Genomic DNA, 25,795 nt, shown 5'->3' on the forward strand with positions numbered 1-25,795 from the left:
GTCCGGCCGCCCCCGGACGGGGGCGGCCGGACCGCGGCGCTCACCGCCGCGCCTTGCTCCGCGACAGCAAACTCACTCCGACGGCCGCGAGACCGATCTGTATCAGCCACTCGATCCAGTCGACGCCGTCGGTGTCGGCGACGCCGAACCCCTGGGCGATCGCGCTGCCGATGAAGGCCGCCACGATGCCGACGACGATCGTCCACAGCACTCCGATCGGCTGCCGCCCCGGCGCCACCAGACGCCCCAGCACACCGACGATCAGACCGATCACGATGGCACTGATGATGCTCGAGATCTCCATCTCCACCTCAACCCCAGCCTCGTCCGGCCCCTGGCCGGAAGTGTGTTCGCACCACGCGGATACCCCCGGCCGTACGCACCACGCAGTCGCGCACCCCGCTGTCTGCCGGTGTGTTCCGCCCGCGACGGGGCACCCGGTGGACCGAGGACAGTCGGGGCAGGGAGGCCGGTGTGGACACGACGTCGGGTGCGGGCGCGGTACGGCCCGGGACGCAGGGGAGGAAGGCCATCCGCGCCGGGGCGCGGGCGGGCCTCGCCGCGCGCGGGGTCGTCTACGCGCTGCTCGGTGTACTGGCGCTGCGGATCGCCTTCGACGGGTCCCCGGAACAGGCCGACCGGGGCGGCGCCGTGGCCCGGCTGGCGGCGCAGCCCTTCGGCGGGTTCCTGGTCTGGGCCCTGGCGGTGGGATTCGCCGGGATGACGCTGTGGCGGCTGTCCGAGGCCGCGTTCGGCGCGGCGGGACCGGACGGGGCCAAGGCCGGCAAGCGGCTCATGTGCGCGGCCCGGGCGGTGTTCTACGCCTTCGTGACGTACTCCGTGGTGACCTTCGCGGTGGACGGCTCCTCCGCGGGCGGGTCGAGCGACAAGACCTCCAAGGACGTCACCGCGCACGCCCTGGACTGGCCCATGGGCCGCTGGCTGGTGGGGGCCGCGGGCCTGGTCCTGGCGGGCGCGGGCGGGTGGATCGCGGTGCGGGCCCTGCTGCGGAAGTTCCGCAAGCACCTGCGGACGGGGGCGATGTCACCGCGGGTCCGCAGCGTGGTGGACTTCCTCGGGGTGGCCGGAGGGGCCAGCCGGGGCGTGGTGTTCGCCGCCGCGGGCTGCTTCGTCGTCACCGCGGCGGTGCGCTTCGACCCGGACCGCGCGAAGGGTCTCGACGACACCCTTCGCACGTTCCGGGACACCCCGGCCGGGCCGTGGCTGCTGGCGGCGATCGCGGCGGGCCTGGCCCTGTTCGGGGTGTTCTCCTGGGCGATGGCCCGCTGGCGAAGGGTCTGAGCGGGCGGAACGCGGAGGGCGCCGACCGCCGTTCAGCGGCCCGGCAGCTTCACCACCGTGACGAAGAAGTCGTCGATCTGCCGCACCACCTCGATGAAGCGCTCGAAGTCCACGGGCTTGGTCACATAGGCGTTGGCGTGCAGCTTGTAGCTGCGCAGGATGTCCTCCTCCGCCTCGGAGGTGGTGAGGACGACGACCGGGATGGTGCACAGGTCGGCGTCGGCCTTGATCTCGGCGAGCACCTGACGGCCGTCGAAGCGGGGCAGGTTGAGGTCGAGGAGGATCAGTCCGGGGCGCGGCGCGCCGGCGTGGGCACCGCGCCGGTTGAGGAAGTCCAGGGCCTCCTCGCCGTCCCGTACGACGTGGAGGACGTTGCGGACCTTGTTCTCCTGGAAGGCCTCGCGGGTCATGAGTTCGTCGCCGGGGTCGTCCTCGACCAGCAGGACGATGATCGGTTCGGATTCCTGCGGGTTCACTCGGGGCCTTCCTCCGGTGCGGGATCCCGCTCGGCGGCCGCCGGCAGGGTGAAGCGGATGCGGGTGCCCTCCGGGCGACCGGGTCGAGCCGGATCCGGCCGCCGTGGTGCTCGACGATCCTGTTGCCCGGTGCCGGGCCGATGCCCGGGCCGCCGTGGGCGGCGTCCTCCTCCACGGCGCGGCCGCGAACGGGCGGCGGTCACGAGGAGCCGCTCCAGGTGAGATGGACCACGGCGAGGTCGTCGTCCAGACCCCCCTGGTCGGCGGCGAGGGCCTCGGCACGGGCGATCAGCGTGTCGACGAACTCCGAGGCGGGCAGGGTGGCGTGCTGTCTGGCCAGGGCGAGGAGCCCCTCCTCGCCGAGGCGTCCGCGCTCGGTGCGGCCCTCGAACAGCCCGTCCGTGAAGAGCATCAGGGACTGGCCGGGGCGCAACTCCAGCCTGCCCTCGGGCCAGGCCCCCACGCCGGGCACCACCCCCAGCGCGGGCCCGCGGGGCGGCTCGGTGTACTCGACGGTGCCGTCGGCGGTGAGGCTGAGCAGCCCGTGGTGGCCCGCCCGCCACACCCGGGCCGTGCGGCGGTCGGGGGCGAGCGCGAGGATGGTGGCGGTGGCGAAGATCTCGGGGGCCGCGCGTTCGGCCACCAGGACCTGCTCCAGCAGGGCCAGTTGCCGGGCGCCCTCGACGCCGGTCAGTACCAGGGTGCGCCAGGCGATGCGGAGTCCCACGCCGAGCGCGGCCTCGTCGGGCCCGTGCCCGGAGACGTCGCCGATGAGCGTGTGGACGACCCCCTCGGCGGTCTCCACGACGTCGTAGAAGTCGCCGCCGAGCAGCGCGTCCGCCCGCCCGGGGCGGTAGCGGGGGGTGACGATGACGTCCTTGGTGCGGAGCATGGGCAGCGGGAGCAGTCCGCGCTCAAGACGCGCGTTCTCCTGAGCCCGCATCTGGCTGGCCCGCAGGGCGAGGGCCGCGCGTTCGGCCTGCTTGCGCTCGACGGCGTAGCGCAGCGCGCGGCCCAGGAGTTCGCCTTCGACGCGGCCCTTGACCAGGTAGTCCTGGGCCCCGGCGGAGAGCGCGGCGAGTCCCGTGCGCTCCTCGGCGAGCCCCGTCAGCACGACGACCGCGGCCCGGTCGGTGAGCGCCAGGGCACTGCCGAGGGCGTCGAGGCCCTGGCCGTCGGGCAGGTGCAGGTCGAGCAGCACGCAGTCGGCCGGGCGGGCGGCGAGTTCCGTACCGGCCTCGGCCAGCGTGCGCACCCAGCGCAGGTCGACGGGGACGCCGCTGTCGGCGACCAGTTCCTCGACGAGGAGCGCGTCCCCCGCGTCGTCCTCCACGAGGAGGACGGAGAGCCGGCGCCGGCCGTCCCCCTGTCTGGGGATCACGCCTTCGGGCGGCGTCAGCGTGTTGCCTTCCACATCGTCTCCCCACCCCTGCGGTGCCCCTGGTGGGGCGAAGGGATCGTACGCGAACGGCATCCTGGCCGGATGCCCTTTGGGACACTGGCGATCAACCTCGATCATTGCCGTTTGGCAACAGTGTTCGAACGCAACAATTGCACGAACGAGGGCCCGATGGCCAACACCCCCTCGGGGCCCGGAGGCGGCCGGTGACTAGGCGGTATGGGAACGTCCGCCGGGCAGCGGCCGTACGGCACCGAGCCCCGTGGCCTCGGCGGCGGAGCGGAAGGCGGTCAGCCCCTCCAGCAGCGCGCGCCGGGCCCGTTCGGGCATCGCGGCGACGACCGTCGCCAGCTCCCGCTCCCTGCGCTCCCGCAGCTCGGCGAGAAAGGCGGCGCCGCGCGGTGTGAGCCACAGGCACACCTCCCGGCGCGAGGTCGGGCTGGTGTCCCTGGTCAGGTACCCCACCGCCTGCAGACGGTCGCAGAGCCTGCTCACCGCCGGCGGGGCGGCGCCGAGCGCGTCGCACAGGGTCCGCAGGTTGATTCCCTCGTTGCCCTCCAGCGCGAACAGCAGGCGCAACTGCGAGGGCGGTACCGGCGGGTCACCCGCGTCGCGGCCGCGGCCCCACAGCACCTCCAGTGCCTCGACCACGGACGCCGCCGCGGCCACGGCTGCGTCCGGCTGGGATCCGGCGGTGGCGGGCAAGGCGACCTCCTCGCGGCGCGCCGCTCGCGGGGTCCCACCGGCGAGCGGGTAGACGAATACAGGACAGGGTGCGCCGGACGGCGCGCCACCACGCTAACCGACCCAGCCCCTCGCCCAGAAGGACCGTCGCGACCCGGTGAACCCCAACGCCCCGCTCGCCGCCGAACGCGCCCTGCGCGGATCGGCGCCCCATGACCTGCCCGCCGCCCTCACCGACGTCCTGCGCACCCACTGCGCGGCTGTCTCCGTGGAGCTCCTGCTCGCCGACTACGGCCTCACCGTGCTCCAGCCGGTCTCGGCGCCGGAGCCCGCCGACGCGGCCGTGCCCGTCGCCGGAACCCCCGAGGGCCGGGCCTTCGGCGCCCAGGAGCCCTTCGCCGAGGCGACGGCCGGCGGCCGCGTACGGCTGCACCTGCCGGTGAGCGTGCGCGGCGACCGGATCGGTGTGCTGAGTGTGACGCTGCCCGCCAAGCCGTCGCCGGAGGAGGTCCGCGACCTCGCGGAGATCGCGGAGATCCTGGGCCACCACCTCCTGGTGGCCGACCGCGACACCGACCGCTTCCTGCGCGCCCGCCGCCGGGACCGGCTCACCCTCGCCGCCGAGGTGCAGTGGGAACTGCTGCCGGGCCGGGCCTGCGCCCGCCCCGAGTACGCGCTCGGCGCCCATCTGGAGCCCGCCTACGACATCCACGGCGACCACTTCGACTGGTCGGCCTCCGAGCGGGACCTCACGCTGACCGTCACCAACGGCATGGGCCAGGGCATCGAGGCCGCCCTGCTCACCAGCCTCACCGTCAACGCGCTCCGCAACGCCCGGCGGGCGGGCATCCCCCTCGCCGACCAGGCGGCCCTGGCCGACCAGGCCGTCTACGCCCGGTACCGGGGCGAACAGTATGTATCGGTGCTGCTGATGCGCTTCGACCTGGCGACCGGCGCGGTCGAGGTGGTCGACGCCGGCTCGCCGCGTGTGTACCGGCTGCGCGGATCGACGGTGGAGGCGATCGACTTCGAGGCGCAGTTGCCGCTGGGGATGTTCGAGGACACCCCGTACGTCCCGCAGCGGTTCGAGGTGGCCTCCGGTGACCGGCTCCTCGTGGTCAGCGACGGGGTGTACGAGACCGCCTCGCCGACCGGCGAGTCGTACGGCGAACGGGCGCTGGCCCGCGCGATGCTGGCCACCCGGCTGCTTCCGGCCGCGGACGTGCCGCGAGCGGTCCTGGGCGAACTCCCGGGCCACCGCGTGCTGCCCGAGGCCGCGGACGACGCGCTGGCCATGTGCCTGGACTGGCGGTGAACCGCGGGCACGAGCTTGCCTGCCGACCTGCGATGGGGAAGACTCTTGCCGCAGCGCAACTGTTTCCCCAGCCAACCTTCGTCCAGGTACGAGAGGGTGACCGGAGCGAGCCCCACGGTCCCGCAGGGGCCTCGGACTCGCGCCTACCGCATTGTGACGTCTCTCCCGCCTCCACGCTCACCAGTGGCTCGAACGCAGGGGTCAGGCACCTCCGCCCGGATCGGGCAGCGGGTGCTGCGCGCGCTGGTCGACTCCCTGACCGAGACCGCCGTCGTGGTGTGCGACCGCGCCGGGGTGATCCGGGCCGTGAACGCCGTCATCACCTCCTGGGCACCGGAGTTGGCGGCCGGCCGCCGGCTCGCCGACGTCGCCCCCGAGTGGCTCACGGCCGCGGACACCTCGGCGACGCCCACCGCCCACGGCGGCGTCGGGTGCCGACAGGTGACGGCACGCCGCGCCGACCTCCCGGGCGGGCACCACGCCTGGTACCTCACCGATGTGACGGCCGCCCGCACCACGGACCGCGAACTGCGGCTGGCCCACGGCCGTACGGAGTTCCTGGCCGAGGCGTCCGCGCGGCTGCTCTCCTCGCTCAACCCGCGCAAATGTGTGGCCGCCACGGCCGAACTGGCCGCCTCGCGGCTCGCGGACGCCGCGGTGGTCATCACCCCGCCCGACCGACGGCGGCTGCGGCTGACCCGGGCCGTCGCCGGCCGCCCGGGGGTGGAGGAGTGCGCCCTGCCCGCCGACCCGGCCGAGGTGCCGGGGCTGGCGGAGGCGCTGGCCGGCTTCCCTCCCGTGCCGTCCCGCTGGATCGACCCCGCGCAGGCCCCTGACTGGCTCGTCCCGGCGGACTTCGGCGCTCCGGTGTCGCTGCTGGTGACCCCTCTGCCGGGAAACGGCGTCCCGGCGGGGGCGCTCATCCTGATGCGGCGCGAGGGCGGCCCGTTCACGGTGGAGGAGGAGACCTTCGCCCGCGTGTTCGCGGCCCGGGCCGGCGCCGCGATCTCGGCCTCCGTCCTCTACACCGAACAGGCGCGCAGCGCCGCCCTGCTGCAGGAGGATCTGCTGCCGCCCCGCCTCAAGCCCATCAGGGGCACGGAGGTCGCGGGCTCCTACCGGCCGGCCCGCGAGACACTGCGCGTGGGCGGGGACTTCTACGACGCGTACCCGGCGGAGGACTCCGACGGGGAGAGCACCGTGGTGCTGGGGGACGTATGCGGCAAGGGCCTGGAGGCGGCCGTCCTCACCGGCAAGATCCGCAACACCCTCAGCGCCCTCCGTCTGGTCGAGAAGGACCACGTCCGGTTGCTGAGGCTGCTCAACCACGCGCTGCTCAACACCTCGCACGCCCGTTTCGCCACCATGGTGCTGGCCGGTGTCACCCCGCTGGGCCACGGCCAGGTGCGGCTGCGGCTCACCGCGGGCGGCCACCCGGCCCCGCTCATCCTGCGGGCCACCGGCGAGGTGGAGGAGGCCGACACGTCGGGCACGCTGATCGGGGCGGTCCCCGACGTACGGGCCACGACGTTCACCACGGTGCTGCAGCCCGGTGAGAGCTGTCTGCTGTACTCGGACGGCGTCACCGAGGCCCGCGGCGGGGTGACGGGCCGTGAGTTCTTCGGCTCCGAGCGTCTGAAGACGACGGTGGCGGGCTGTGTGGGCATGCCCGTGGAGGCGCTCGTCGAGCATGTGGAGATGCGGACCGCGGAGTGGCTCGCCGACCGCCCGCACGACGACATCGCGCTGGTCGGCGTGGCCGCCCCGCGCGGCACCCATCTGAGCGCGGTGAACGGCCACGGACCGGGCAGGTTCACAGGATGAGCACCGTGAGCACCCGCCCGGCAGCGGCCGGGCCGTCGGACGACCGCGCGGACGCCCTGTTCGCCGCCATAGCGGGCGGCGACGAGTACGCCGCCGTGGCCGTCGTCGAGGCCGCCGTGGGCGAGGGCGTCCGCCCGGAGCGGATCCTGCAGGAGATCATCGCCCCGGCGCAGCGGCGGATCGGCACCGAGTGGGCGGCGGGACGGATCACCGTGGGGCAGGAGCACGCGGCGACCGCGATCAGCGAACGCGCCATCGCGGCGCTCACCGGCGCCCCGCCCGGCCGGCGCACCTCACCTCCCCTGGGGCGCGTGGTGGTCGCCTGCGTGGACGGCGAGTGGCACACCATGCCCGCGCGGCTGGTCGCGGAGACCCTGCGGCTGCGCGGCTGGCATGTCGACTTCCTCGGCGCCCACGTCCCCGCCCGCCATCTGGTGGCCCATCTGCACGCGACCGGCCCCGACGCCGTGGCGCTGAGCTCGTCGCTCTCCGTACGGCTGCCCAAGGCGCACGCCACGATCACCGCCTGCCAGGCGGCGGGCGTGGCGGTGCTCGCCGGCGGCCGCGGATTCGGCCGTGACGGCCGGTACGCGCTCCAACTGGGCGCGGACGCCTGGGCCGCGTCGGCCACGGAGGCGGCAGACCGGCTGGGCCGGGCCTGGCCGCCGGAGGTCCGGCGGCCGCACGAGACGCTCGCCCATCTCGCCGACGACGAGTACACCCTGGTGGTGCGGGCCAGATCCCGGCTGGTCGCCGAGACCATGGCCGCGCTCCCCGGCGTCCTCCCGGCGAGCCGCTCGTACACGCCGCTCCAACTGGACCACACCGCCGAGGACCTGGGGCACATCACCGACCATCTGGCGGCCGCCCTCTACGTCGACGACGCCGAGCTGTTCACCGACTTCCTCGTCTGGACGGCACGGATCCTGACGGCCCGCGGCGTTCCCGCGACCGCGCTGACCGTGAGCCTGCGACTGATGGCCGCGCCTCTGCGCGACTTCCCCCGGACGCTCGCGCTCCTCGACTCGGGCGTCGCCGCGATCCGACGAGCGGAGGAGGCGACCGGTCCGGAGGGATCGGCGAACACCGCATGACGCACCCGCACCTGCCACCCCTGTACCTGAGGACCGAGCGCTCCGGCACCGGCACCGTGGTCCTCCGCGTGACCGGCGACCTCGACCACGAGACGGCGCCGGATCTGCTGGACGCCGTGACGGACGAACTCGCCGGGGGCGCCCCGCCCGCCGAGTTGGTCCTGGACCTGGCGGGTGTCGCCGTGTGCGATTCCTCGGGGCTGTCGGCCCTGATCGTCGCCCTGCGCAGGACGACGGCCGCCGGCACGGCGCTGCGTCTCGCCTCCCTGCCGCCCCGTGTGCTGCGGGTCGTCAAGGTCACCGGGCTGGAGGGCCATTTCGCGGGCGCGCTCGACACGGGCCGGGACTCCCCTCGCCCCGCGGAGTCCTGACGGCAGCGGCCGAACGGGGCGCGCACGGTGCCGGCGGAGCCGCCGGCCGGCCGCGCGGCCGGTGCGCCGCCAGGGGGGGCGATCATGGACTCCGTCCGCCCCGGCTCCGTATCCTGACCGGTCATACTGGTGGCATGACCAGCGCGGCGAGGCAGAGAGCGAGATCCGGCGCATGACGCAGTCCCCCGCCCGGCAGACCGCGCCGGCGGCCGAGGAGCCGCGCCTGACGGTGGACGAGCTCGCGGCACGGGCCGGAACGACGGTCCGCACCATCCGCTTCTACAGCGCCAAGGGCCTGCTGCCGCCGCCGGAACTCGGAACCCGGCGGGTCGGTCTGTACGGACCGGACCACCTCGCCCGCCTGGCCCTGATCGAGGAGCTGCAGCGGCAGGGGCTGACGCTGGCCGCCATCGGCCGCTACCTCGACCAGCTGCCCGCCGACATCACGCCCGAGGACCTGGCACTGCACCGGGCGCTGGTGGCGACGTGGATGCCGGACGCCGCGGAGGAGCTGGCCCGCGACAGGCTGGAGCAGCGGGCGGGCCGGCCACTGAGCGGCCATGACCTGGACCGGCTCGCGGCCATGGGCGTCCTGCACCCCACCGCCGACCCCGGCGTCCTCCTGGTGAACCCGGCGCTGCTGCACCTGGGCGTGCGTCTGCTGGACGTGCCGATCCCGCTGGAGACCCTGCTCGCCACGCGGGAGATCGTGCTGAAGCACGCCCGGGCGGTCGCCCACGAACTGCACCGGCTGTTCCAGCAGGAGGTGTGGCAGCCGTACGTGGCGGGGCGCCCGGCGCCCGAGGAGCGGGCCCGGATGCGCAGGCTCACCGACGATCTCCAGCCGATGGTCGTCCAGGCCCTGGTGACCGCTTTCCAGCGGTCGCTCGCCGAGGAGCTGCGCGCCACCGCGGCCGGGCTCGGCGACCGGGGGCGCGGCGAGGAGTGAGACGTACGACGGCGCCGCGGTCCCCCTGCGTGGGGGCCGCGGCGCCATCGCCCGGGCCGGTCGCCCGGGCCAGTCGTACGGGCCAGTCGTACGGGCCAGTCGTACGGGCCAGTCGTACGGGCCAGTCGTACGGGCCAGTCGTACGGGCCGGTCGTACGGGTCAGCCGTCGCTGAAGGTCTCGCCGCGTTCGGCCTTCCGTACCAGCAGCTCCGGTGCCGCGAAGCGCTCGCCGTAGGTGGCCCTCAGCTCCTCGGCGCGGGCCAGGAAGCCGGCCGGACCACCGGCGTAGCCGTTGACGTACTGCAGGACGCCACCGGTCCAGGCGGGGAACCCGATGCCCAGGATGGAGCCGATGTTGGCGTCGGCGACGGAGGTCAGGACGCCCTCCTCCAGGCAGCGCACGGAGTCCAGGGCCTCGGCGAAGAGCATGCGCTCCTTGAGGTCCTCGAAGGGGACGGCCGCCGCCTCCGGCGTGGTGAAGTGCTCGCGCAGCCCCGGCCACAGACCCGCCCGCCTGCCGTCCGCGTAGTCGTAGAAGCCGGCGCCGCCGCTGCGTCCGGGGCGACCGAACTCCTCGACCATGCGGTCGATGACGGCGTCGGCCGGGTGCGGCTGCCAGCTGCCGCCGGACTCCTCCACCGCGCGCCGCGACTCGTTGCGGATCTTCCGGGGCAAGGTGAGGGTCAGTTCGTCCATCAGGGAGAGCACCTTGGCCGGGTAGCCGGCCTGGGCGGCCGCCTGCTCCACGGTGGCGGGGTCGATGCCCTCGCCGACCATGGCGACGCCCTCGTTGATGAAGTGCCCGATGACCCGCGAGGTGAAAAAGCCGCGCGAGTCGTTGACGACGATCGGGGTCTTGCGGATCTGCCGGACCAGGTCGAAGGCGCGGGCGATCGCCTCGTCCCCGGTGCGGGCGCCCTTGATGATCTCGACCAGCGGCATCTTGTCGACCGGCGAGAAGAAGTGCAGGCCGATGAAGTCCTCTCGGCGCTGCACGCCCTCGGCCAGCAGCGTGATGGGCAGGGTGGAGGTGTTGGAGCACAGCAGGGCGTCCGGGGCGACGACGCCCTCGATCTCCTGGAAGACCTTGTGCTTCAGGGCCGGGTCCTCGAAGACCGCCTCGATGACGGCGTCGCAGCCCGCCAGGTCCTGGGGATCGGCGGTGGGGTGGATGCGCGCGAGCAGCGCGTCCCGCTTCTCCTGGGTCGTACGGCCCCTGGCCAGGGCCTTGTCGAGGATTCCCGCGGAGTAGGCCTTGCCGCGTTCGGCGGCCTCGGCGGTGACGTCCTTCAGGACGACCTCGATGCCCGCCTTGGCGCACGCGTAGGCGATGCCCGCGCCCATCATGCCCGCGCCGAGGACGGCGACCTTGGTGACGGTGCGTGCCGGCACGTCCTTGGGGCGGCTGGCACCGGAGTTGACGGCCTGCATGTCGAAGAAGAAGGCCTGGATCATGTTCTTCGCGATCGGACCGGTCACCAGCTCGGTGAAGTAGCGGGCCTCGATCGTGAAGGCGGTGTCGATGTCGACCTGGGCGCTCTCCACGGCGGTGGCCAGGATGTTGCGCTGGGCCGGGTAGGGCGCGCCCGCGAGCTGCTTCCTGAGGTTGGCGGGGAAGGCCGGCAGGTTCGCGGCGAAGGCCGGGGTGCTGGGGGTGCCGCCGGGGATGCGGTAGCCCTTGGTGTCCCAGGGCTGCGCGGACTCGGGGTGGGCGTCGATGAAGGCACGCGCCTTGGCGAGCATGTCGTCGCGGTCGGCGGCCACCTCGTGGATCAGGCCGTTCTCCAAGGCGCGCTTCGGGTCGTACTGCGTGCCCTGGAGGAGCACCTTCAGCAGGGCGTCGGTGATGCCGAGCAGCCGCACCGTGCGCACCACTCCCCCGCCGCCGGGCAGCAGGCCGAGGGTCGCCTCGGGCAGGCCGATCTTCGAGCCGGGCGCGTCGAGGGCGACACGGTGGTGGCAGGCGAGCGCGATCTCGTAACCGCCGCCGAGCGCGGCGCCGTTGACGGCGGCGACGACGGGCTTGCCGAGGGTCTCGATGCGGCGCAGGTCGCGCTTGATCGCCATGCCGGCCTCGAAGATCTGCGGGGCGTCCTCGGGACCCGCCTTGATCATGTCCTTGAGGTCGCCGCCGGCGAAGAAGGTCTTCTTGGCGGAGGTGACGATGACGCCGCGGACGGACTCGCGCTCGGTCTCCAGGCGGTCGGCGACGGCCCGCAGGGAGTCCCTGAAGGCCTGGTTCATGGTGTTGGCGGACTGGTTCGGGTCGTCGAGGACAAGGGTGACGACGCCGGTCTCGTCCTGTTCCCAGCGGATGGTGGTGTTCGTCGGAAGAGCGGTCATGGTCGGTCGGCTCCGTTGCGGGATGAAGCGGGACGGGGAGTGACGGCGAGGCCGGTCAGAGGCGTTCGACGACGGTGGCGATGCCCATGCCGCCGCCGACGCACAGCGTGGCGAGTCCGTACCTCTGGTCGCGGCGCTCCAGCTCGTCGATCAGCGTGCCCAGGATCATGGCGCCGGTGGCGCCGAGGGGGTGGCCGAGCGCGATGGCTCCGCCGTTGACGTTGACCTTGTCGTGGCTCAGGCCCATCTCGCGCATGAAGCGCAGGACGACGGCGGCGAAGGCCTCGTTGATCTCGACGAGGTCGATGTCGTCGATGGTCAGCCCCGCCTTGGCGAGCGCCTTGCGGCAGGCGGGGGCGGGACCGGTGAGCATGATGGTGGGATCGGATCCGGAGACCGCGGCCGAGACGATGCGGGCGCGCGGGGTCAGGCCGAAGCGCTCGCCCGTCTCGCGGTTGCCGATGGCGACCAGGGCGGCGCCGTCCACGATGCCGGAGGAGTTGCCCGCGTGGTGCACATGGTCGATCTTCTCGATCCAGTGGTACTTCTGCAGCGCGACCGCGTCAAAGCCGCCCGCCTCGCCGATCGCGGCGAAGGACGGCTTGAGCCCGGCCAGGCTCTCGGCGGTGGTGCCGGGCCGGATGTGCTCGTCGCGGTCGAGGACGACCAGGCCGTTGCGGTCGAGGACGGGGACGACCGAGCGGTCGAAGCGGCCCTCCTTCCACGCCTCCACGGCACGGGCCTGCGACTCGGCGGCGTAGGAGTCCACGTCGTGGCGGCTGAGGCCCTCGATGGTGGCGATGAGGTCGGCGCCGACGCCCTGGGGGACGAAGCCGGTGGTGTAGCTGGTCATCGGGTCCATGGCCCAGGCCCCGCCGTCGGAGCCCATGGGGACGCGGGACATCGACTCGACGCCGCCCGCGAGCACCAGGTCCTCCCAGCCGGAACGGACCTTGGCGGCGGCCATGTTGACGGCCTCCAGCCCAGAGGCGCAGAAGCGGTTCTCCTGGACGCCGGCCACGGTCTCGGGCAGCCCGGCGGCGATGGCGGCGGTCTTGGCGATGTCGGAGCCCTGGTCGCCGATCGGGGTCACGACGCCGAGCACGATGTCGTCGATCGCGGCGGGGTCGAGGCCGGGCAGGCGGCGGCGCAGTTCGTCGATGAGCCCGGTGACCAGGTCGACGGGCTTGGTGCCGTGCAGGGAGCCGTTGGCCTTGCCGCGCCCGCGCGGGGTGCGGATGGCCTCGTAGACGTAGGCGTCGGTGCTCAACGTCGGGTGCCTTTCGATGAGGGTACGGGTGAGGGCGTGGGTGAGGGTGAGGGTGTGGGTGTGGGTGACGGGCGGGGTGGGACGGGGTCAGCCGAGCAGTGAACGGCCGATGATCTCCTTCATGATCTCGGTGGTGCCGCCGTAGATGGTCTGGATGCGTCCGTCGGTGAAGGCCTTCGCGATCGGGAACTCGGTCATGTAGCCGTATCCGCCGTGCAGTTGCAGGCAGCGGTCGGTGACCCGCTTCTGCAGTTCCGTCGCCCACCATTTGGCCATCGAGGCGTGCACCGCGTCGAGCCGGCCCGCCGCGTGTTCGGTGACGCAGCGGTCGACGAAGGTGCGGGTGACGGCGCATTCGGTGGCCATCTCGGCGATCTCGAACCGTATGTGCTGAAGCCGGGCGAGCGGCCGGCCGAAGGCCTCGCGCTCCTTGACGTAGGCGGTGGTGAGCTCCAGCAGGTGCTCGGCGGCCGCCGCCGCGGCGACGGCGATGGTGAGCCGCTCCTGGGCGAGGTTCGCCATGAGGTGGAAGAACGCCTGGTTCTCGCCGCCGAGCAGGTTCTCCTTGGGCACCCGCACGTCGTGGAAGAAGAGCTCGGCGGTGTCCTGGGCCTTCTGGCCGATCTTGTCCAGGTTGCGGCCGCGTTCGAAGCCGGGCATGCCGCGCTCCACCACGAGCAGGCTGAGGCCCCGCGCGCCGCCTTCGGGGGTGGTCCGGGCGACCACCACGACGAGGTCGGCGAGGATCCCGTTGGAGATGAAGGTCTTGGACCCGTTGAGGACGTAGGTGTCGCCCGCGTCCGCGGCGGTGGTGCGGATGCCCTGCAGGTCGGAGCCCGCGCCGGGTTCGGTCATGGCGATGGCCGTGATGGTCTCGCCGCTGCAGAAGCCGGGCAGCCAACGGCGTTTCTGCTCCTCGGTGGCGAGCCCCGTCAGATACGGGCCGATGATGTCGTTGTGCAGGCCGAGGGCGAGCCCGTGCGCCCCGGCGCGGGCGAACTCCTCGGCCAGCACGACCGCGTAGCGGAAGTCGTCGCTGCCCCCGCCGCCGTACTCCTCGGGGACGGCGGGGCCCAGCAGGCCCTGGCGTCCGGCGGCGAGCCAGGCCCCCCGGTCGACGATGCCGGCCTTCTCCCAGCGCTCGTGGTGCGGCAGCACCTCCTTGGCGAGGAAGGTCCGCACGGTCTCCCGGAACGCCTCGTGCTCGGCCGTGAAGAGGTCGCGCTGCATGCTGCTGCCTGCCTTCCGCCGGGTGGCCCGGCTACGGGAGCCGGTCCCCGGCCTGCTCGACGAGAGGGGTGGTGGGCGTCGCGGCCCCGGGGTCCAGCGCCGGCAGGTCCCAGTCGCGGGCGACCTCGGCGGTGTGCGCCCCGGGCATCGCGGGCGGAAGGCGCAGCGCGCCGGGGGTGGCGGAGAAGCGCGGGGCGGGGGCCGGCTGGGTGATGCCGCCGGTGTCGGTGAAGGTGGCGCGGGCGGCGAGGTGCGGGTGGGCCGCGGCCTCGGCCAGCGACAGCACCGGCGCCGTGCAGGCGTCGCTGCCCTGGAAGACCTCGGTCCACTCCTGGCGGGTACGGCACTTGAAGCGGGCCGCGATCACGGCGCGCAGTTCGTCCCAGCGCCCGAGGTCGCCCCGGTCCGGCGCGTCGTCGGGGAGTCCGACCAGCCGGGCGAACTCAGCGTAGAAGGCGGGTTCCAGGGCGCCGACGGCCATCCAGCCGCCGTCCGCGGTCTCGTAGACGGCGTAGTAGGGGCAGCCGCCGTCCAGCAGGTTGGCGCCTCGGCGGTCCTGCCAGCCGCCGGCGGCGACCATGCCGCGGATCATCGCGCCGAGGTGGGCGACGCCGTCCACGATGGCCGTGTCGACGACCTGCCCGGTGCCGCCGGCGCGGGCGTGGTGCAGCGCGGCGAGGACGCCGGTGACCAGGTAGAGGGAGCCGCCTGCGTAGTCGCCGAGCAGGTTGGCCGGGATCGCGGGCGGTCCGTCGCCGGAGCCGATCATCCCGAGGGCCCCGGCGACGGCGATGTAGCCGATGTCGTGCCCGGCGCGCGGGGCGAGCGGCCCGTCCTGGCCCCAGCCGGTCATCCGGCCGTAGACCAGACGCGGGTTGCGGGCGTGGCAGTCGGCGGGACCGACGCCCAGGCGTTCGGCGACGCCGGGGCGGTTGCCCTCCAGCAGGATGTCGGCGCGGGCGGCGAGGTCCAGGACCAGACCGGCGCCTTCCGGGCTCTTGAGGTCCACGACGACCGAGCGCTTGTTGCGGTTGGTGACGTCGTGCGCGGGATCGATGCCGAGGCGGGAGCCACCCGGCCGGTCGACGCGGACGACGTCGGCGCCGAGGTCCGCCAGCAGCATGGCGGCGAACGGGGCCGGGCCGATGCCGGCCAATTCCACCACGCGCACTCCGGCGAGCGGCCCGATCGCGGAGGCCGATTCCCCCGGTCGCGTTCCCGCCTCGGTCATCGGGGCCTCCGGCTTCCGAACGAGCATGACAGTATTGCTGTAACACTGGGGATGCTATGGATGCGCGATGCCGTTGACAAGGGCCGCAGGGCGCGCGGGCCGCGGTTCGTGTGAGGATCACCGCCATGGAGGAGGCACAGTGGCAGAGGTGACGGACGTGGCGCCGCCGGACGACGGCATACGGGTGAGGGAGCTCTGGCAGGGGCTGGCGCTGCCGGGGATCGTCGACGTGCACACGCACTTCATGCCGGACCGCGTCATGGCCAAGGTCTGGGCGTACTTCGACTCCGCCGGGCCGCTCACGGGCAGACCCTGGCCCATCGCCTACCGCACCGACGAGGACGCGCGGGTGGCCACCCTGCGGGCGTTCGGGGTACGCGCCTTCACCGCGATGCTCTACCCGCACAAGCCCGCGATGGCCGCCTGGCTGAACTCCTGGGCCGCGGACTTCGCCGCCCGGACGCCCGACTGCCTGCACACGGCGACGTTCTTCCCGGAGCCGGAGGCCGCCGCCTACGTCCGGCAGGCGGTCGAGGCGGGCGCCCGCGTCTTCAAGTGCCACATCCAGGTCGGGGCCTTCGACCCCAACGACCCGCTGCTCGATCCCGTCTGGGGCCTGCTCGCCGAGACCGGCGTCCCCGTCGTCACCCACTGCGGCTCGGGTCCCGTCCCGGGCCGCCACACCGGCCCCGGCCCGATCGCGCGCCTGCTGGCCCGGCATCCCCGGCTGCGGCTGGTCGTCGCCCACATGGGCATGCCCGAGTACGGGGCGTTCCTGGATCTCGCCGAGCGGTACGAGGGGGTGCACCTGGACACGACGATGGCCTTCACGGACTTCAGCGAGGCCGACGCGCCCTTCCCGCCCCCGGAACGCAAGCGGCTGGCGGACCTCGGGGAACGCGTCCTGTTCGGGAGCGACTTCCCCAACATCCCGTACGCGTACCCGCACGCCCTGGAGGCGCTGACGCGGCTGGACTTGGGCGACACCTGGACCCGGGCCGTCCTGCACGGCAACGCCGTCCGGCTCTTCGGGCTCACGGGATGACGCCGCCGACGGCGCCCGCCGGTCCCGGGCCCATCGCCACGCGCCGCCTCGTGCTCGAACCGCTGCGGGTGGAGCACGCCGAGGAGATGGCCGCCGTGCTCTCCGACCCCCGGCTCCACGAGTTCATCGGCGGCACGCCGTACGACGCGCCGGGCCTGCGCGCCCGCTACACCCGTCTGGTCGCAGGCTCCGGGGACCCCGCGGTGTCATGGTGGAACTGGGTGATCCGGCTTCGCGCGGACGACCGCCTCGCGGGCACCGTCCAGGCGACGGTGGCCTGGGACACACCGGAGGGCGCGGTCGCGGAGGTCGCCTGGGTGGTCGGCACCCCCTGGCAGGGCCGGGGCGTCGCCAAGGAGGCGGCCGTCGCCCTCGTCGACCGGCTCGCCGCGCTTCCCGTCGACCGTGTCATCGCCCACGTCCATCCCGCGCATCCGGCGTCCGGCTCCGTCGCCGCGGCAGCCGGTCTCGCCCCCACGCCCGTCGTCGTCGACGGCGAGACCCGCTGGCAGCGGGACATCCCCCCTTCCCACCCCCCACGGGGCTGAGCCACCCGGCGGGGGCGGGCCGGCCGTCGGGCGTCCGGAACGGCGTCCCGGCGGGCGCACGGCACGGCGTCCCGGCGGGCGCACGGCACGGCGTCCCGGCGGGCGCGCGGCACGGGACGGGCGCGGGCGGCACGGGTGCCGGACACGGCCGTGCTCACATGCCCGGCGACAAGGCGGCTCCGGCGGACTCGGCGGACGCGGCGGCTTCGCCGCCCTCCGGCTTCACGGCGCCGACCCCGGCCACGTCGACCACATCGTGCCCAGCCTGATGGCGATGACGGGCATGAACATCGCGATGGCCTGATGCCGGCCTGGACGAGCAGCTCGATCTGCCGGGCGGAGCGCTCCCGACGCAGGCGCTGCGCAGCGCGACCCGGCTGGTCAAGGAAAGCGGATCATCGTGGACCCGGTGTCGAGCCGCCCCCGGATCTCCGCGGAGGGACCCGCGCGACCGGCCTCGGAAGCGGGCGGAAGGGCTCCCCTGGCGCCCCGCGCATCCTTGTCCTCCGGTGCGACGACACCGGCGAACCCCGCGGGCGCCGGTGCGGGCGTCGGCCACCGGCGTGATGAAGGATGTCCACCGCCCGGAACATCCCGCTACGTCCCGCCATAGGCCCCGGAGGTAACCCGCATGGCGCCACGTCCGCACTGGCTCTTCGGCGATCAGCTGGGGCCGCACTTCCTCGACGCCGACGTGCCGGTGGTGATGGTCGAGGCGCGTTCGGTGTTCGCACGGCGCCGGTTCCACCGGGCCAAGGCCCATCTCGTGCTGTCCGCGATGCGGCACCGCGCGGCGGAACTCGGCGACCGCGTGCGCTACGTGCGGGCCGAGACCTACCGCGAAGGGCTGCGCGAGGCCGTCGGGACCGCGCGGGTCACGGTCTGCGGTCCGACCTCGCGGGCCGCGCTGCGGCTGGTCGGGGCGCTGGACCAGGTCGAGGTGCTGCCCGACCGCGGATTCCTCGTGTCCCGCGGGGAGTTCGCCGACTGGCTGGACGGACGCGCCGGCGGGCACCTCCGCCTGGAGGACTTCTACCGCTGGGTGCGCCGCTCGCACGACCTGCTGATGGACGGCGGCGAACCGGCCGGCGGCCGCTGGAACCTGGACCACGACAACCGCGAGCCGCCGCCGCGCGACCGCGAGCGGCTCGACGTCCCGCCGCCCTGGCGGCCGCACGAGGACGAGATCGACCAGGAGGTGCGGCGCGACCTGGACCGCTGGGAGCACGAGGGCCGGGTGCGCTTCGTGGGACGCGACGGCCCGCGGCTGTTCGCCGCGACCCGGCGCGAGGCGCTGTCCGCGCTGCGCTCCTTCATCGGCCACCGGCTGCCGGAGTTCGGGCGCTACGAGGACGCCATGCTCGCCGGCGACCCGGTCATGAGCCACAGCCTGCTCTCCGCTCCCCTCAACCTGGGACTGCTCCATCCCGCCGAGTGCGTCGAGCGGGCGGAGCACGCGCTGCGCTCCGGCCACGCGCCGCTGAACAGCGTGGAGGGCTTCGTCCGGCAGATCGCCGGGTGGCGCGAGTACGTACGGCAGGTGTACTGGCACTTCGGCGCGGACTACCGCAACCGCAACGAGCTCGGCCACCATCTCCCGCTGCCGCGCTGGTTCCTCGAACTGGACGCGGACGCGGTGCGGGCGCGGTGCCTGTCCACGGTGCTGGCCCAGGTCCGGGACACCGGATGGACGCACCACATCCCGCGGCTCATGGTGCTGGGCAGCCACGCCCTCCAACGCGGCTGGGACCCGGGCGCGTTGACGGACTGGTTCCACCGCTGCTTCGTCGACGGGTACGACTGGGTCATGGCGCCCAACGTCATCGGCATGTCCCAGTACGCGGACGGCGGGCTGATGACGACCAAGCCGTACACCTCGGCGGGCGCCTACATCCACCGCATGAGCGACCTCTGCGACGGCTGCGCCTACCGGCCCGCCGACCGGACCGGCGACCGCGCCTGCCCCTATACGACCGGCTACTGGTCCTTCGTGCACCGCCATCGGGACCTGCTGGCCGCCAACCCCCGTACGGCGAGGGCGGTCAGGGGTCTGGAGCGGCTCGGGAACCTGCCCGAGGTCCTCGCGCGTGAGAAGGAGCGACGGCAACCGCCGTGACGGTGAGCGATCCCGGCCGCGCAGTGGGTATCCGAAGACAGATGCCCCTCCGCATCGGACACGAACGAGAGTCAACCGACTACACAGAGTGACAACTTCCCGCACTTCAGCCACGTATAGTTACCTGCGTCACACCAGTAACAGGGAACGGTTCAGGGCACCACGTGAGTCTCATACGTAGGGCCGCAGTTGGGCACTGGCGCTGGTTGCTGCCCGACGCGCAGGAGTAGTGAGGAGAAGCCATGCGACCGTTCGCGCTGATTCATGCCCGGCCGGCCACACCCGAAACATTTGTCGCGCCGTACACCTACGATTCCGCCCTGCAGATGAACGTCCTCCCCGACGGACGCCCCGTCATCACCGACCGCGCGCTGCTGCTCGCGACCGCCGCCACCGTCTCCACGGCAGGCTCCAAGACGCACTTCGACGACTGAGCCCTCCGAACCCGATGACCGTCCTGATCCTCACCTCTCCCGAGGACGTCACAGCCGACCTGGTGGTGGCGGCGCTGCACGACCGCGGGACCCCGGTGGTGCGCCTGGACCCCGCGGACCATCCGGGTGAGGTGTCCATGTCGGCCGAGTACGTGCGCGGGGACGTGCACGGTTATCTGTCGGTCCAGGAGCGCATGGTGAGCATGGACAGCCTGCGCTCCATCTGGATCCGAAGACCCGGCACACCCGGCACCGGCGCGGCGGAGCAGTCCGAGTGGCTGACCGCCGAGGCCGGCGGTGCGCTGTACGGAGCGCTGCGCTGCGTGCGGGCCCGGTGGATGAACCACCCGGCCGCCGCGGCGCAGGCCCGTTACAAACCATGGCAGTTGTTCACCGCGCACCACTCCGGGTTCGCGGTGCCCGCCACGCTGATCACCACCTTCCCGCAGGCGGCGAGGGAGTTCGCCGAGCAGTATCCGCAGCTGGTCGTCAAGTCCGTCTCCGGCACGCACCCGGGCGATCCGCCGATGGCGCTGCCGACCACGCTGGTCGCCCCCGACGCCGACTTCTCCGCGGTGGCGGCCGGGCCGACGCTGCTGCAGCAGTACATACCCAAGGCCGCGGACATCCGGCTGACCTGTGTGGGGACGGGGCTGTTCGCAGCCCGCAAGAAGTCCGGTCCCGGCCAGGTCGACGGCCGGTTCGGCAGCCCGGAGGGCGCCGACTGGGAGCCCGTCGAGCCGCCGGCCCGCATCGCACGGGCGGTGCGGGAGTACATGTCCGCGGCCGGACTCGCCTACGGCGCCTTCGACTTCGCCGAGGACGGCGACGGCACCTGGTGGTTCCTGGAATGCAACCAGGGCGGGCAGTTCGGCTTCGTCGAGCTGGCGACCGGGCAGCCCATCACCGCGGCCATCGCGGGCTGGCTGGCCGGCGGTCAGGACTCGCGTACACCCCACGGGGAGCCGTAGGAGGTCAGCAGGTCCAGGAAGGGGCGCGGCGCGAAGGCCTCGGGGCCGAGGACGCCGCTGCCCGCCCAGGTGCCCGCGGCCATCAGCTCCAGGGCCACCACCGGGTTCACGGCGGTCTGCCAGACGACGGCCTGCGAGCCGTACTCGCGCATCGACCACTGGTTGTCGACGACGTGGTACAGGTACACCTCGCGCGGACGGCCGTCCTTGGTGCCCTTCACCCACGTCCCGGCGCAGGTCTTGCCGTGCATGCGGTCGCCGAGCGTCGCCGGGTCGGGCAGGCAGGCGGCCACGACGTCCCGCGGGCTGACCCGGACCGTTCCCAGGTCGCCGCTCACCGCGACGGGGTCGGTGCCGTCCAGACCGAGCCGGTGGAGGGTCCTGAGGGTCCCGATGAACTCCTCCCCCAGGCCGTACTTGAAGGTGACGCGCCGCGCGTCGACCCAGCGCGGCATCAGCAGCACCTCCTCGTGCTCGACGTTGACGCACTCGACGGGGCCGATCCCCTCGGGGAAGTCGAAGACCTCGGGCTCGCTGAAGGGCGCCGTCGTGAACCAGCCGCGTCCGGCCTCGTAGACCACCGGCGGGTTGAGGCACTCCTCGATGGTGGTCCAGATGCTGAACGACGGCGCGAAGTCGTAGCCGTCGACGGTGAGGTTGGCGCCGTCGCGCACCCCGATCTCCTCGATCGCGTCGAAGAGTTCGTCGGCGGCGTAGCGGGCGAAGACATCGGAGAGGCCCGGCTCCACGCCCATGCCGACCAGGGCCAGCCGCCCGGCCTCCTCCCACTCGGCGGCCCGCTCGAACTGGTGGTCGCCGAGCTTCACCCCGCACTCCTCGTACGGGCGCTCCGGATGCGGGCGGGACAGCGACATCGCCATGTCGAGGTAGTCGGCCCCGGCGGCAAGGGCGGCGCCGAACAGGGGCATCACGAAACGCGGGTCGGTGGCGTTCAGCAGGACGTCGCAGCGCCGCTCGGTGAGCAGCGCGGTGACCGCCGCCTCGTCGGAGGCGTCGACACGGACGGCGGAGAACCGGCCGTCGCCCACGCCGGCGGAGGCGACGGCCGCGACGGCGGCCTCGGCGCGGGCGAGGTCCCGATCGGCGACGACCAGGGCCTCGAAGAACGAGCGACGGGCGGCGATCCGGGTGATCGCGGTACCCACCCCGCCGGCTCCCACAAGCAGTACACGCATGGCAGACAAGTCTCCGTTCCGAGGCGGTGGCGCCTCTGCCCAGGGATGAAACGCCGCCGCTCGACTTATGGTCAATGGTGTTGGCATAAGGCCGGGACCGGCCGGAAGGGAGGGCCACGTGCCCAAGAAGGTCATCCAGGAGGCGGCACGCCGGCGCCGCCGGCCCACCGGCAGCGGGGCGGTCCTGTCCCACCGGCTGATCGTCGACACCGCGCTGCGGATGCTGCGCGAGCACGGCCCGGCGGGACTGTCCGTACGGCGGCTGGGCACGGCGCTCGGCGCGGACCCGAGCACCCTGTACCGCTACTTCCGCGGCATGGACGACCTCACCCTGGCCATCGCGGACGACCTGATGGGACGGGCGATGGAGGGCCGGCGGTCCACCGGCGCCTGGCGGGACGACCTGCGCGACCTGGGACTGCGCATCCACACGGCGTACCTCGCCCATCCGCAGGCCGCGGTGCTCACCGCCAGCCGCGTCTCCGGACGGGCCCACGAGACGGCGGCCGACGAGGCGGTCCTCGGCACGCTGCGCACCGCCGGTTTCCCCGATCCCGCCGCGGTCGCGATCTACCAGGCCTTCATCGACCAGGCCCTGGCCTTCGCGGCCCTGGACGCGGCCACCCTGGCCCTCCCGGAGGCCGCCCGGGCCGCCGACCGGGACGTCTGGCGGGAGACGTACGCGCGGCTGCCCGCCCGGACCCATCCGCACATCGCCGCCACCGCGCACCTGCTGGTGGCCCGCATGAACCGCAGCGCCTACCCCACCGCCCTGGAGATGCTCCTGGACAGCGCCGAGGCCCGGCTGGCGGGGGCGCGGGAGGGGTGACGGCCCCGGCAGGACTCCCGGGCCGCGGGCCTCGACCAGGCCCGCGCCCGCGTCCCCCGCCCGCGGCACCGTCCCTCACCTCCGGTTCACATCGGCCCCGCATACTGGGGACAAACCCGCCTGTGACCTGCGGGTCCGGGTACGACAACGCGAGTGGGGTTGGTGTGACGTGCGGGTGCTGGTCGTGGAGGACGAGGAGATGCTCGCCGACGCGATAGCCGAGGGCCTTCGGCAGGAGGCGTTCGCGGTCGACGTCGTCCATGACGGCGAGTCGGCGCTGGAGCGGCTGTCGGTCAACGAGTACGACGTGATGGTCCTGGACCGCGACCTTCCGAAGGTGCACGGCGACGAGGTGTGCCGGCGCACCGCCACCGACGGGGCCGACGTGCGGATCCTGATGCTGACCGTGTCCACGACGGTCGCCGAGCGCGTGGCCGGGCTGAGCCTGGGCGCCGACGACTACCTGGCCAAGCCGTTCGCCTTCGCGGAACTCGTGGCCCGGATCCGGGCACTGGGCCGCCGGGTGCGGCCCCCCGCCCCACCGGTGCTGGAGCGCGCCGGGATACGGCTCGACCCGCACCTGCGGGAGACCTACCGCGACGGCCGCTTCGTCTCCCTGTCCCGCAAGGAGTTCGCGGTGCTGGAGGAGTTGCTGCGCGCCCAGGGCGGTCCGGTGTCGGCCGAGTCGCTGCTGGAGCGGGTGTGGGACGAGAACATCGACCCGTTCACGACGATCGTCCGGGTCACCATCCGGGGTCTGCGGCGCAAGCTGGGCGAACCCGGGGTCGTGGAGACCGTCACGGGAGTGGGGTACCGGATCCGATGACCACCGTGCCCGGCGCCCCGTCCGGCGGCGTGTGGCGGGGCAGCCTGCGCGTGCGGCCCACCGCCGCCGTGCCCGCCGGCCCACCGAGGGGATGTGGCCGCTGCGCCCCACCCCCGCCCGGCACATCGCGGACAGCCGGTGCGGGCCGCCGCTCGGCCTGATCCTGAACGCCATAGCCCCGGCCGCCCACCGGACACGGGCGGGTTCCCCGGTCCGGGCCGACGGGCATCCCGGAGAGCACCGCCCCGTCCGGCGGCGTGCGGCCGACCGCCGGCTTCGGCCTGCTCTTCCTCGTCGCCGTCACCCACGTGCCCGCCGGCTCACCGAGGGAACATGGCTGCTGCGCCCCACCCGCGCCCGGCACATCGCGGACAGCCAGTGCGGGCCGCCGCTCGGCCTGATCCTGAGCGCCATGGCCCCGGCCGCCCACCGGACACGGGCGGGTTCCCCGGACCGGCGCGGGCATCCCGGAAAGCACCGCCCCGTCCGGCGGCGTGCGGCCGACCGCCGGCTTCGGCCTGCTCTTCCTCGTCGCCGCCACCGACGTGCCCGCCGGCTCACCGAGGGAATGTGGCTGCTGCGCCCCACCCCCGCCCGGGACACCGCGGACAGCCTGTGCGGGCTGCCGCTCGGCCTGATCCTGAACGCCATAGCCCCGGCCGCCCACCAGCCCCGGGCCGGTTCCCCGGACCGGCGCGGGCATCCCGGAAAGCACCGCCCCGTCCGGCGGAATCCATACGCGGACGGCGCCGGCCGGGGACCGGGCCGGCTCGGACGTCTCGGGGGACGAAGGCGGCGACGCCCCCGTCGGTAGCGTCCGGCGGAGCCATCGGTACCGTCCGCGCCCGACGCCCTCTGGCGCGCGGCGCGCCACGGCGCTTTGCTGGTCCGGACCACTCTGCCAACCGCCGCCACCGCCACGACCGTCGAGCCCCCGAGGACAGGACGACATGACCGCGGAGACCGCCGCACAGCCCGAGGACGCCGCAGCGGGCGTCTTACCCGTCCCCGGCCCGCGCGGACTGCCGCTGCTCGGCAGCCTGCCGGCCTTCGCCCGCGACCCGCTCGCCTTCTTCGTCACGCTGCGCGGGCACGGCGACCTGGTGCGCTGGCGGCTCGGCCCGCAGCGCGCCCTGTTCCTCTCCCGGCCCGAGCACATCGGCGAGCTGCTGACCGGCGTCGAGACGGTCTTCCACCACCCCGAACTCGGCTGGGCGTTCAAGCTGGTCCTCGGGGACGGCGTGGTCACCAGCGAGGGCGCCGCGTGGCGCCGCAAGCGGGCGCTCGTCCAGCCCGCCGTACGTCCCCGCCAGGTCCGCTCGTACGCGGGCACCATGGCGGAGTGCGCGACGGCCGTCGCGCGGCGCTGGCGCGCGGGAGAGCGGATCGACGTACGCCGCGAGATGCTGGCGCTCACCCAGCGGATCGCGGTGCGCACCCTGTTCGGCGCGGACACCGCGGGACGCGAGGACGTGATCGGGCGGGCGATGGACGTCGCCCAGCGTGCCATCGGCGACGAGTTCCGGGGCGTCACGCTCTTCCTGCCGCCGTGGGTGCCGACACCCGGGCGCAGGCGGCTTCGGGCGGCGGTCCGGGTGATCGACGCGGAGGTCGGCCGGGTCACCGAGGCCCGGCGGCGGAGCGGCGAGGACCGCGACGATCTGCTGAGCCGGCTGCTGGCGGCCGTCGACGAGGAGGGCCGCCCGCTCACCGACCGCGAGGTCCGCGACGAGGCCGTCACCCTCTACATCGGCGGCCACGAGACCACCGGCACCACCCTCACCTGGGCCTGGTACCTGCTCGCCCGCAACCCCGCGGCCCGCGAGCGGCTGACCGCGGAACTGGACCGGGTGCTCGGCGACCGCGACCCGGACTTCGAGGACCTCAAGGAACTCCGCTGGACGGAACAGGTCGTCAAGGAGACGCTGCGGCTGTACCCACCCGTGTGGCTGATGACGGTCATCGCCAAGGAGGACTCCGTACTCGGCGGGCGACCGGTCCCGGAGGGCACCGTGCTGTGGTCCAGCCAGTGGAGCGCCCACCGCGACGCACGCTGGTTCCCGGCGCCCGGGGAGTTCCGGCCCGAGCGGTGGGAGGGCGAGGAGGCGGCCGCGCTGCCCGATCACGCCTGGTTCCCGTTCGGCGGCGGTGCCCGGGCCTGCCTCGGCGCCCGCTTCGCGATGGTGGAGGCGGTGCTCGTGCTGGCCACGCTCGCCCGGCGGTTCCACGTCGACGTCGATCCCGGTGACCTTCCGCCCCGCCCCGGCCTGACCCTGCAACCGGGACGCGAGGTGACCGCGACGCTGCGCGCGGTCTGAACGGACGGGCCCCGCCGTCCGGG

23 protein-coding genes are annotated in these 25,795 nt (G+C 73.8%); 14 read left to right on the top strand and 9 right to left on the bottom strand.

The annotated features are described in order from the left end of the window. Positions 1-40 precede the first annotated feature (40 nt). Positions 41-304, bottom strand: a complete 264-nt coding sequence (locus AB0F62_RS25505; protein WP_361803665.1) for a GlsB/YeaQ/YmgE family stress response membrane protein — start codon at positions 302-304, stop codon at positions 41-43. Positions 305-474: 170 nt separating this feature from the next. Between AB0F62_RS25505 and AB0F62_RS25510 the strand changes: the two genes are divergently transcribed. Continuing rightward, on the top strand, positions 475-1,302 hold the full coding sequence (locus tag AB0F62_RS25510; RefSeq protein WP_361803485.1) for a DUF1206 domain-containing protein: 828 nt from the start codon (positions 475-477) through the stop codon (positions 1,300-1,302). 32 nt (positions 1,303-1,334) lie between these two features. On the opposite strand, the gene AB0F62_RS25515 is transcribed toward AB0F62_RS25510, so the two are convergent. From AB0F62_RS25515 to AB0F62_RS25525, 3 genes are all read right to left on the bottom strand, one after another. Further along, positions 1,335-1,778, bottom strand: a complete 444-nt coding sequence (locus AB0F62_RS25515) for a response regulator (protein WP_361803488.1) — start codon at positions 1,776-1,778, stop codon at positions 1,335-1,337. Between the two features lie 199 nt (positions 1,779-1,977). Next, the gene (locus AB0F62_RS25520) at positions 1,978-3,177 is read right to left on the bottom strand and encodes a fused response regulator/phosphatase (RefSeq protein ID WP_361803668.1); all 1,200 of its coding nucleotides are present in this window, start codon (positions 3,175-3,177) and stop codon (positions 1,978-1,980) included. Positions 3,178-3,387: 210 nt separating this feature from the next. Then, positions 3,388-3,882 carry a MarR family winged helix-turn-helix transcriptional regulator gene (locus AB0F62_RS25525; RefSeq protein WP_361803491.1) on the bottom strand — a complete coding sequence of 165 codons (495 nt, stop codon included), beginning with the start codon at positions 3,880-3,882 and terminating at the stop codon, positions 3,388-3,390. A gap of 136 nt (positions 3,883-4,018) precedes the next feature. Here AB0F62_RS25525 and AB0F62_RS25530 point away from each other — a divergent pair, with 136 nt between their 5' ends. From AB0F62_RS25530 to AB0F62_RS25550, 5 genes are all read left to right on the top strand, one after another. Continuing rightward, positions 4,019-5,176 (top strand): PP2C family protein-serine/threonine phosphatase, encoded by a 1,158-nt coding sequence (locus tag AB0F62_RS25530; RefSeq protein ID WP_361803494.1) that lies wholly within the window; start codon positions 4,019-4,021, stop codon positions 5,174-5,176. Positions 5,177-5,359: 183 nt separating this feature from the next. Further along, positions 5,360-7,000 carry a PP2C family protein-serine/threonine phosphatase gene (locus AB0F62_RS25535; RefSeq protein ID WP_361803497.1) on the top strand — a complete coding sequence of 547 codons (1,641 nt, stop codon included), beginning with the start codon at positions 5,360-5,362 and terminating at the stop codon, positions 6,998-7,000. Further along, positions 6,997-8,094, top strand: a complete 1,098-nt coding sequence (locus tag AB0F62_RS25540) for a cobalamin-dependent protein (RefSeq protein ID WP_361803500.1) — start codon at positions 6,997-6,999, stop codon at positions 8,092-8,094. Before AB0F62_RS25535 ends, AB0F62_RS25540 begins: the two co-directional genes overlap by 4 nt. Beyond that, positions 8,091-8,465: an STAS domain-containing protein gene (locus AB0F62_RS25545; RefSeq protein WP_361803503.1), complete on the top strand. Its 375-nt coding sequence runs from the start codon at positions 8,091-8,093 to the stop codon at positions 8,463-8,465. Before AB0F62_RS25540 ends, AB0F62_RS25545 begins: the two co-directional genes overlap by 4 nt. A 172-nt stretch (positions 8,466-8,637) precedes the next feature. After that, entirely contained in the window at positions 8,638-9,414 is a 777-nt protein-coding gene (locus tag AB0F62_RS25550) for a MerR family transcriptional regulator (protein WP_361803506.1), read from the top strand. Between the two features lie 160 nt (positions 9,415-9,574). Here the strand turns inward: AB0F62_RS25550 and AB0F62_RS25555 are convergent, their stop codons facing one another. The 4 genes from AB0F62_RS25555 to AB0F62_RS25570 form a co-directional block, all read right to left on the bottom strand. Beyond that, positions 9,575-11,758, bottom strand: a complete 2,184-nt coding sequence (locus tag AB0F62_RS25555) for a 3-hydroxyacyl-CoA dehydrogenase NAD-binding domain-containing protein (protein ID WP_361803509.1) — start codon at positions 11,756-11,758, stop codon at positions 9,575-9,577. 55 nt (positions 11,759-11,813) lie between these two features. After that, on the bottom strand, positions 11,814-13,028 hold the full coding sequence (locus AB0F62_RS25560) for an acetyl-CoA C-acetyltransferase (RefSeq protein WP_361803512.1): 1,215 nt from the start codon (positions 13,026-13,028) through the stop codon (positions 11,814-11,816). Between the two features lie 87 nt (positions 13,029-13,115). After that, positions 13,116-14,258 (bottom strand): acyl-CoA dehydrogenase family protein, encoded by a 1,143-nt coding sequence (locus AB0F62_RS25565; RefSeq protein ID WP_361803515.1) that lies wholly within the window; start codon positions 14,256-14,258, stop codon positions 13,116-13,118. A 31-nt stretch (positions 14,259-14,289) separates the two neighbouring features. Continuing rightward, positions 14,290-15,489: a CaiB/BaiF CoA-transferase family protein gene (locus AB0F62_RS25570; protein ID WP_361803671.1), complete on the bottom strand. Its 1,200-nt coding sequence runs from the start codon at positions 15,487-15,489 to the stop codon at positions 14,290-14,292. A gap of 148 nt (positions 15,490-15,637) precedes the next feature. Between AB0F62_RS25570 and AB0F62_RS25575 the strand changes: the two genes are divergently transcribed. From AB0F62_RS25575 to tgmB, 5 genes are all read left to right on the top strand, one after another. Then, a complete protein-coding gene (locus AB0F62_RS25575) occupies positions 15,638-16,534 on the top strand; it encodes an amidohydrolase family protein (protein WP_361803674.1) in 897 nt (298 codons plus the stop codon). Then, positions 16,531-17,082 carry a GNAT family N-acetyltransferase gene (locus tag AB0F62_RS25580; RefSeq protein ID WP_361803518.1) on the top strand — a complete coding sequence of 184 codons (552 nt, stop codon included), beginning with the start codon at positions 16,531-16,533 and terminating at the stop codon, positions 17,080-17,082. The genes AB0F62_RS25575 and AB0F62_RS25580 overlap by 4 nt, the downstream gene beginning before the upstream one ends. A 631-nt stretch (positions 17,083-17,713) precedes the next feature. Beyond that, complete coding sequence (locus AB0F62_RS25585; RefSeq protein ID WP_361803521.1) at positions 17,714-19,198, top strand: cryptochrome/photolyase family protein; 1,485 nt, start codon at positions 17,714-17,716, stop codon at positions 19,196-19,198. A gap of 242 nt (positions 19,199-19,440) precedes the next feature. Next, positions 19,441-19,632 (top strand): putative ATP-grasp-modified RiPP, encoded by a 192-nt coding sequence (gene tgmA / locus AB0F62_RS25590; RefSeq protein ID WP_361803524.1) that lies wholly within the window; start codon positions 19,441-19,443, stop codon positions 19,630-19,632. Between the two features lie 14 nt (positions 19,633-19,646). Beyond that, positions 19,647-20,603 carry an ATP-grasp ribosomal peptide maturase gene (gene tgmB / locus AB0F62_RS25595; RefSeq protein ID WP_361803527.1) on the top strand — a complete coding sequence of 319 codons (957 nt, stop codon included), beginning with the start codon at positions 19,647-19,649 and terminating at the stop codon, positions 20,601-20,603. Here tgmB and AB0F62_RS25600 read toward each other — a convergent pair. Further along, positions 20,570-21,799 (bottom strand): saccharopine dehydrogenase C-terminal domain-containing protein, encoded by a 1,230-nt coding sequence (locus AB0F62_RS25600; RefSeq protein ID WP_361803530.1) that lies wholly within the window; start codon positions 21,797-21,799, stop codon positions 20,570-20,572. The two genes, tgmB and AB0F62_RS25600, sit on opposite strands and share 34 nt — an antisense overlap. 118 nt (positions 21,800-21,917) lie before the next feature. Between AB0F62_RS25600 and AB0F62_RS25605 the strand changes: the two genes are divergently transcribed. From AB0F62_RS25605 to AB0F62_RS25615, 3 genes are all read left to right on the top strand, one after another. Then, positions 21,918-22,628 (top strand): helix-turn-helix domain-containing protein, encoded by a 711-nt coding sequence (locus tag AB0F62_RS25605; protein WP_361803533.1) that lies wholly within the window; start codon positions 21,918-21,920, stop codon positions 22,626-22,628. 169 nt (positions 22,629-22,797) lie between these two features. Next, positions 22,798-23,454, top strand: coding sequence for a response regulator transcription factor (locus AB0F62_RS25610; RefSeq protein ID WP_361803536.1), 657 nt, complete (start codon positions 22,798-22,800; stop codon positions 23,452-23,454). 950 nt (positions 23,455-24,404) lie between these two features. After that, complete coding sequence (locus tag AB0F62_RS25615) at positions 24,405-25,772, top strand: cytochrome P450 (protein ID WP_361803539.1); 1,368 nt, start codon at positions 24,405-24,407, stop codon at positions 25,770-25,772. Positions 25,773-25,795: the final 23 nt, after the last annotated feature.

Source organism: Streptomyces sp. NPDC026673, from assembly GCF_040638135.1.
Taxonomy (GTDB): Bacteria; Actinomycetota; Actinomycetes; order Streptomycetales; family Streptomycetaceae; genus Actinacidiphila.

Bases quoted from the DNA above. Each gene is read 5' to 3' on its own strand.
- AB0F62_RS25505 (WP_361803665.1), bottom strand. From the start codon at position 304: ATGGAGATCTCGAGCATCATCAGTGCCATCGTGATCGGTCTGATCGTC.
- AB0F62_RS25585 (WP_361803521.1), top strand. From the start codon at position 17,714: ATGGCGCCACGTCCGCACTGGCTCTTCGGCGATCAGCTGGGGCCGCAC.
- AB0F62_RS25580 (WP_361803518.1), top strand. From the start codon at position 16,531: ATGACGCCGCCGACGGCGCCCGCCGGTCCCGGGCCCATCGCCACGCGC.
- AB0F62_RS25545 (WP_361803503.1), top strand. From the start codon at position 8,091: ATGACGCACCCGCACCTGCCACCCCTGTACCTGAGGACCGAGCGCTCC.
- AB0F62_RS25540 (WP_361803500.1), top strand. From the start codon at position 6,997: ATGAGCACCGTGAGCACCCGCCCGGCAGCGGCCGGGCCGTCGGACGAC.
- AB0F62_RS25600 (WP_361803530.1), bottom strand. From the start codon at position 21,799: ATGCGTGTACTGCTTGTGGGAGCCGGCGGGGTGGGTACCGCGATCACC.
- tgmA (WP_361803524.1), top strand. From the start codon at position 19,441: ATGCGACCGTTCGCGCTGATTCATGCCCGGCCGGCCACACCCGAAACA.
- AB0F62_RS25570 (WP_361803671.1), bottom strand. From the start codon at position 15,489: ATGACCGAGGCGGGAACGCGACCGGGGGAATCGGCCTCCGCGATCGGG.
- tgmB (WP_361803527.1), top strand. From the start codon at position 19,647: ATGACCGTCCTGATCCTCACCTCTCCCGAGGACGTCACAGCCGACCTG.
- AB0F62_RS25550 (WP_361803506.1), top strand. From the start codon at position 8,638: ATGACGCAGTCCCCCGCCCGGCAGACCGCGCCGGCGGCCGAGGAGCCG.
- AB0F62_RS25555 (WP_361803509.1), bottom strand. From the start codon at position 11,758: ATGACCGCTCTTCCGACGAACACCACCATCCGCTGGGAACAGGACGAG.
- AB0F62_RS25615 (WP_361803539.1), top strand. From the start codon at position 24,405: ATGACCGCGGAGACCGCCGCACAGCCCGAGGACGCCGCAGCGGGCGTC.
- AB0F62_RS25565 (WP_361803515.1), bottom strand. From the start codon at position 14,258: ATGCAGCGCGACCTCTTCACGGCCGAGCACGAGGCGTTCCGGGAGACC.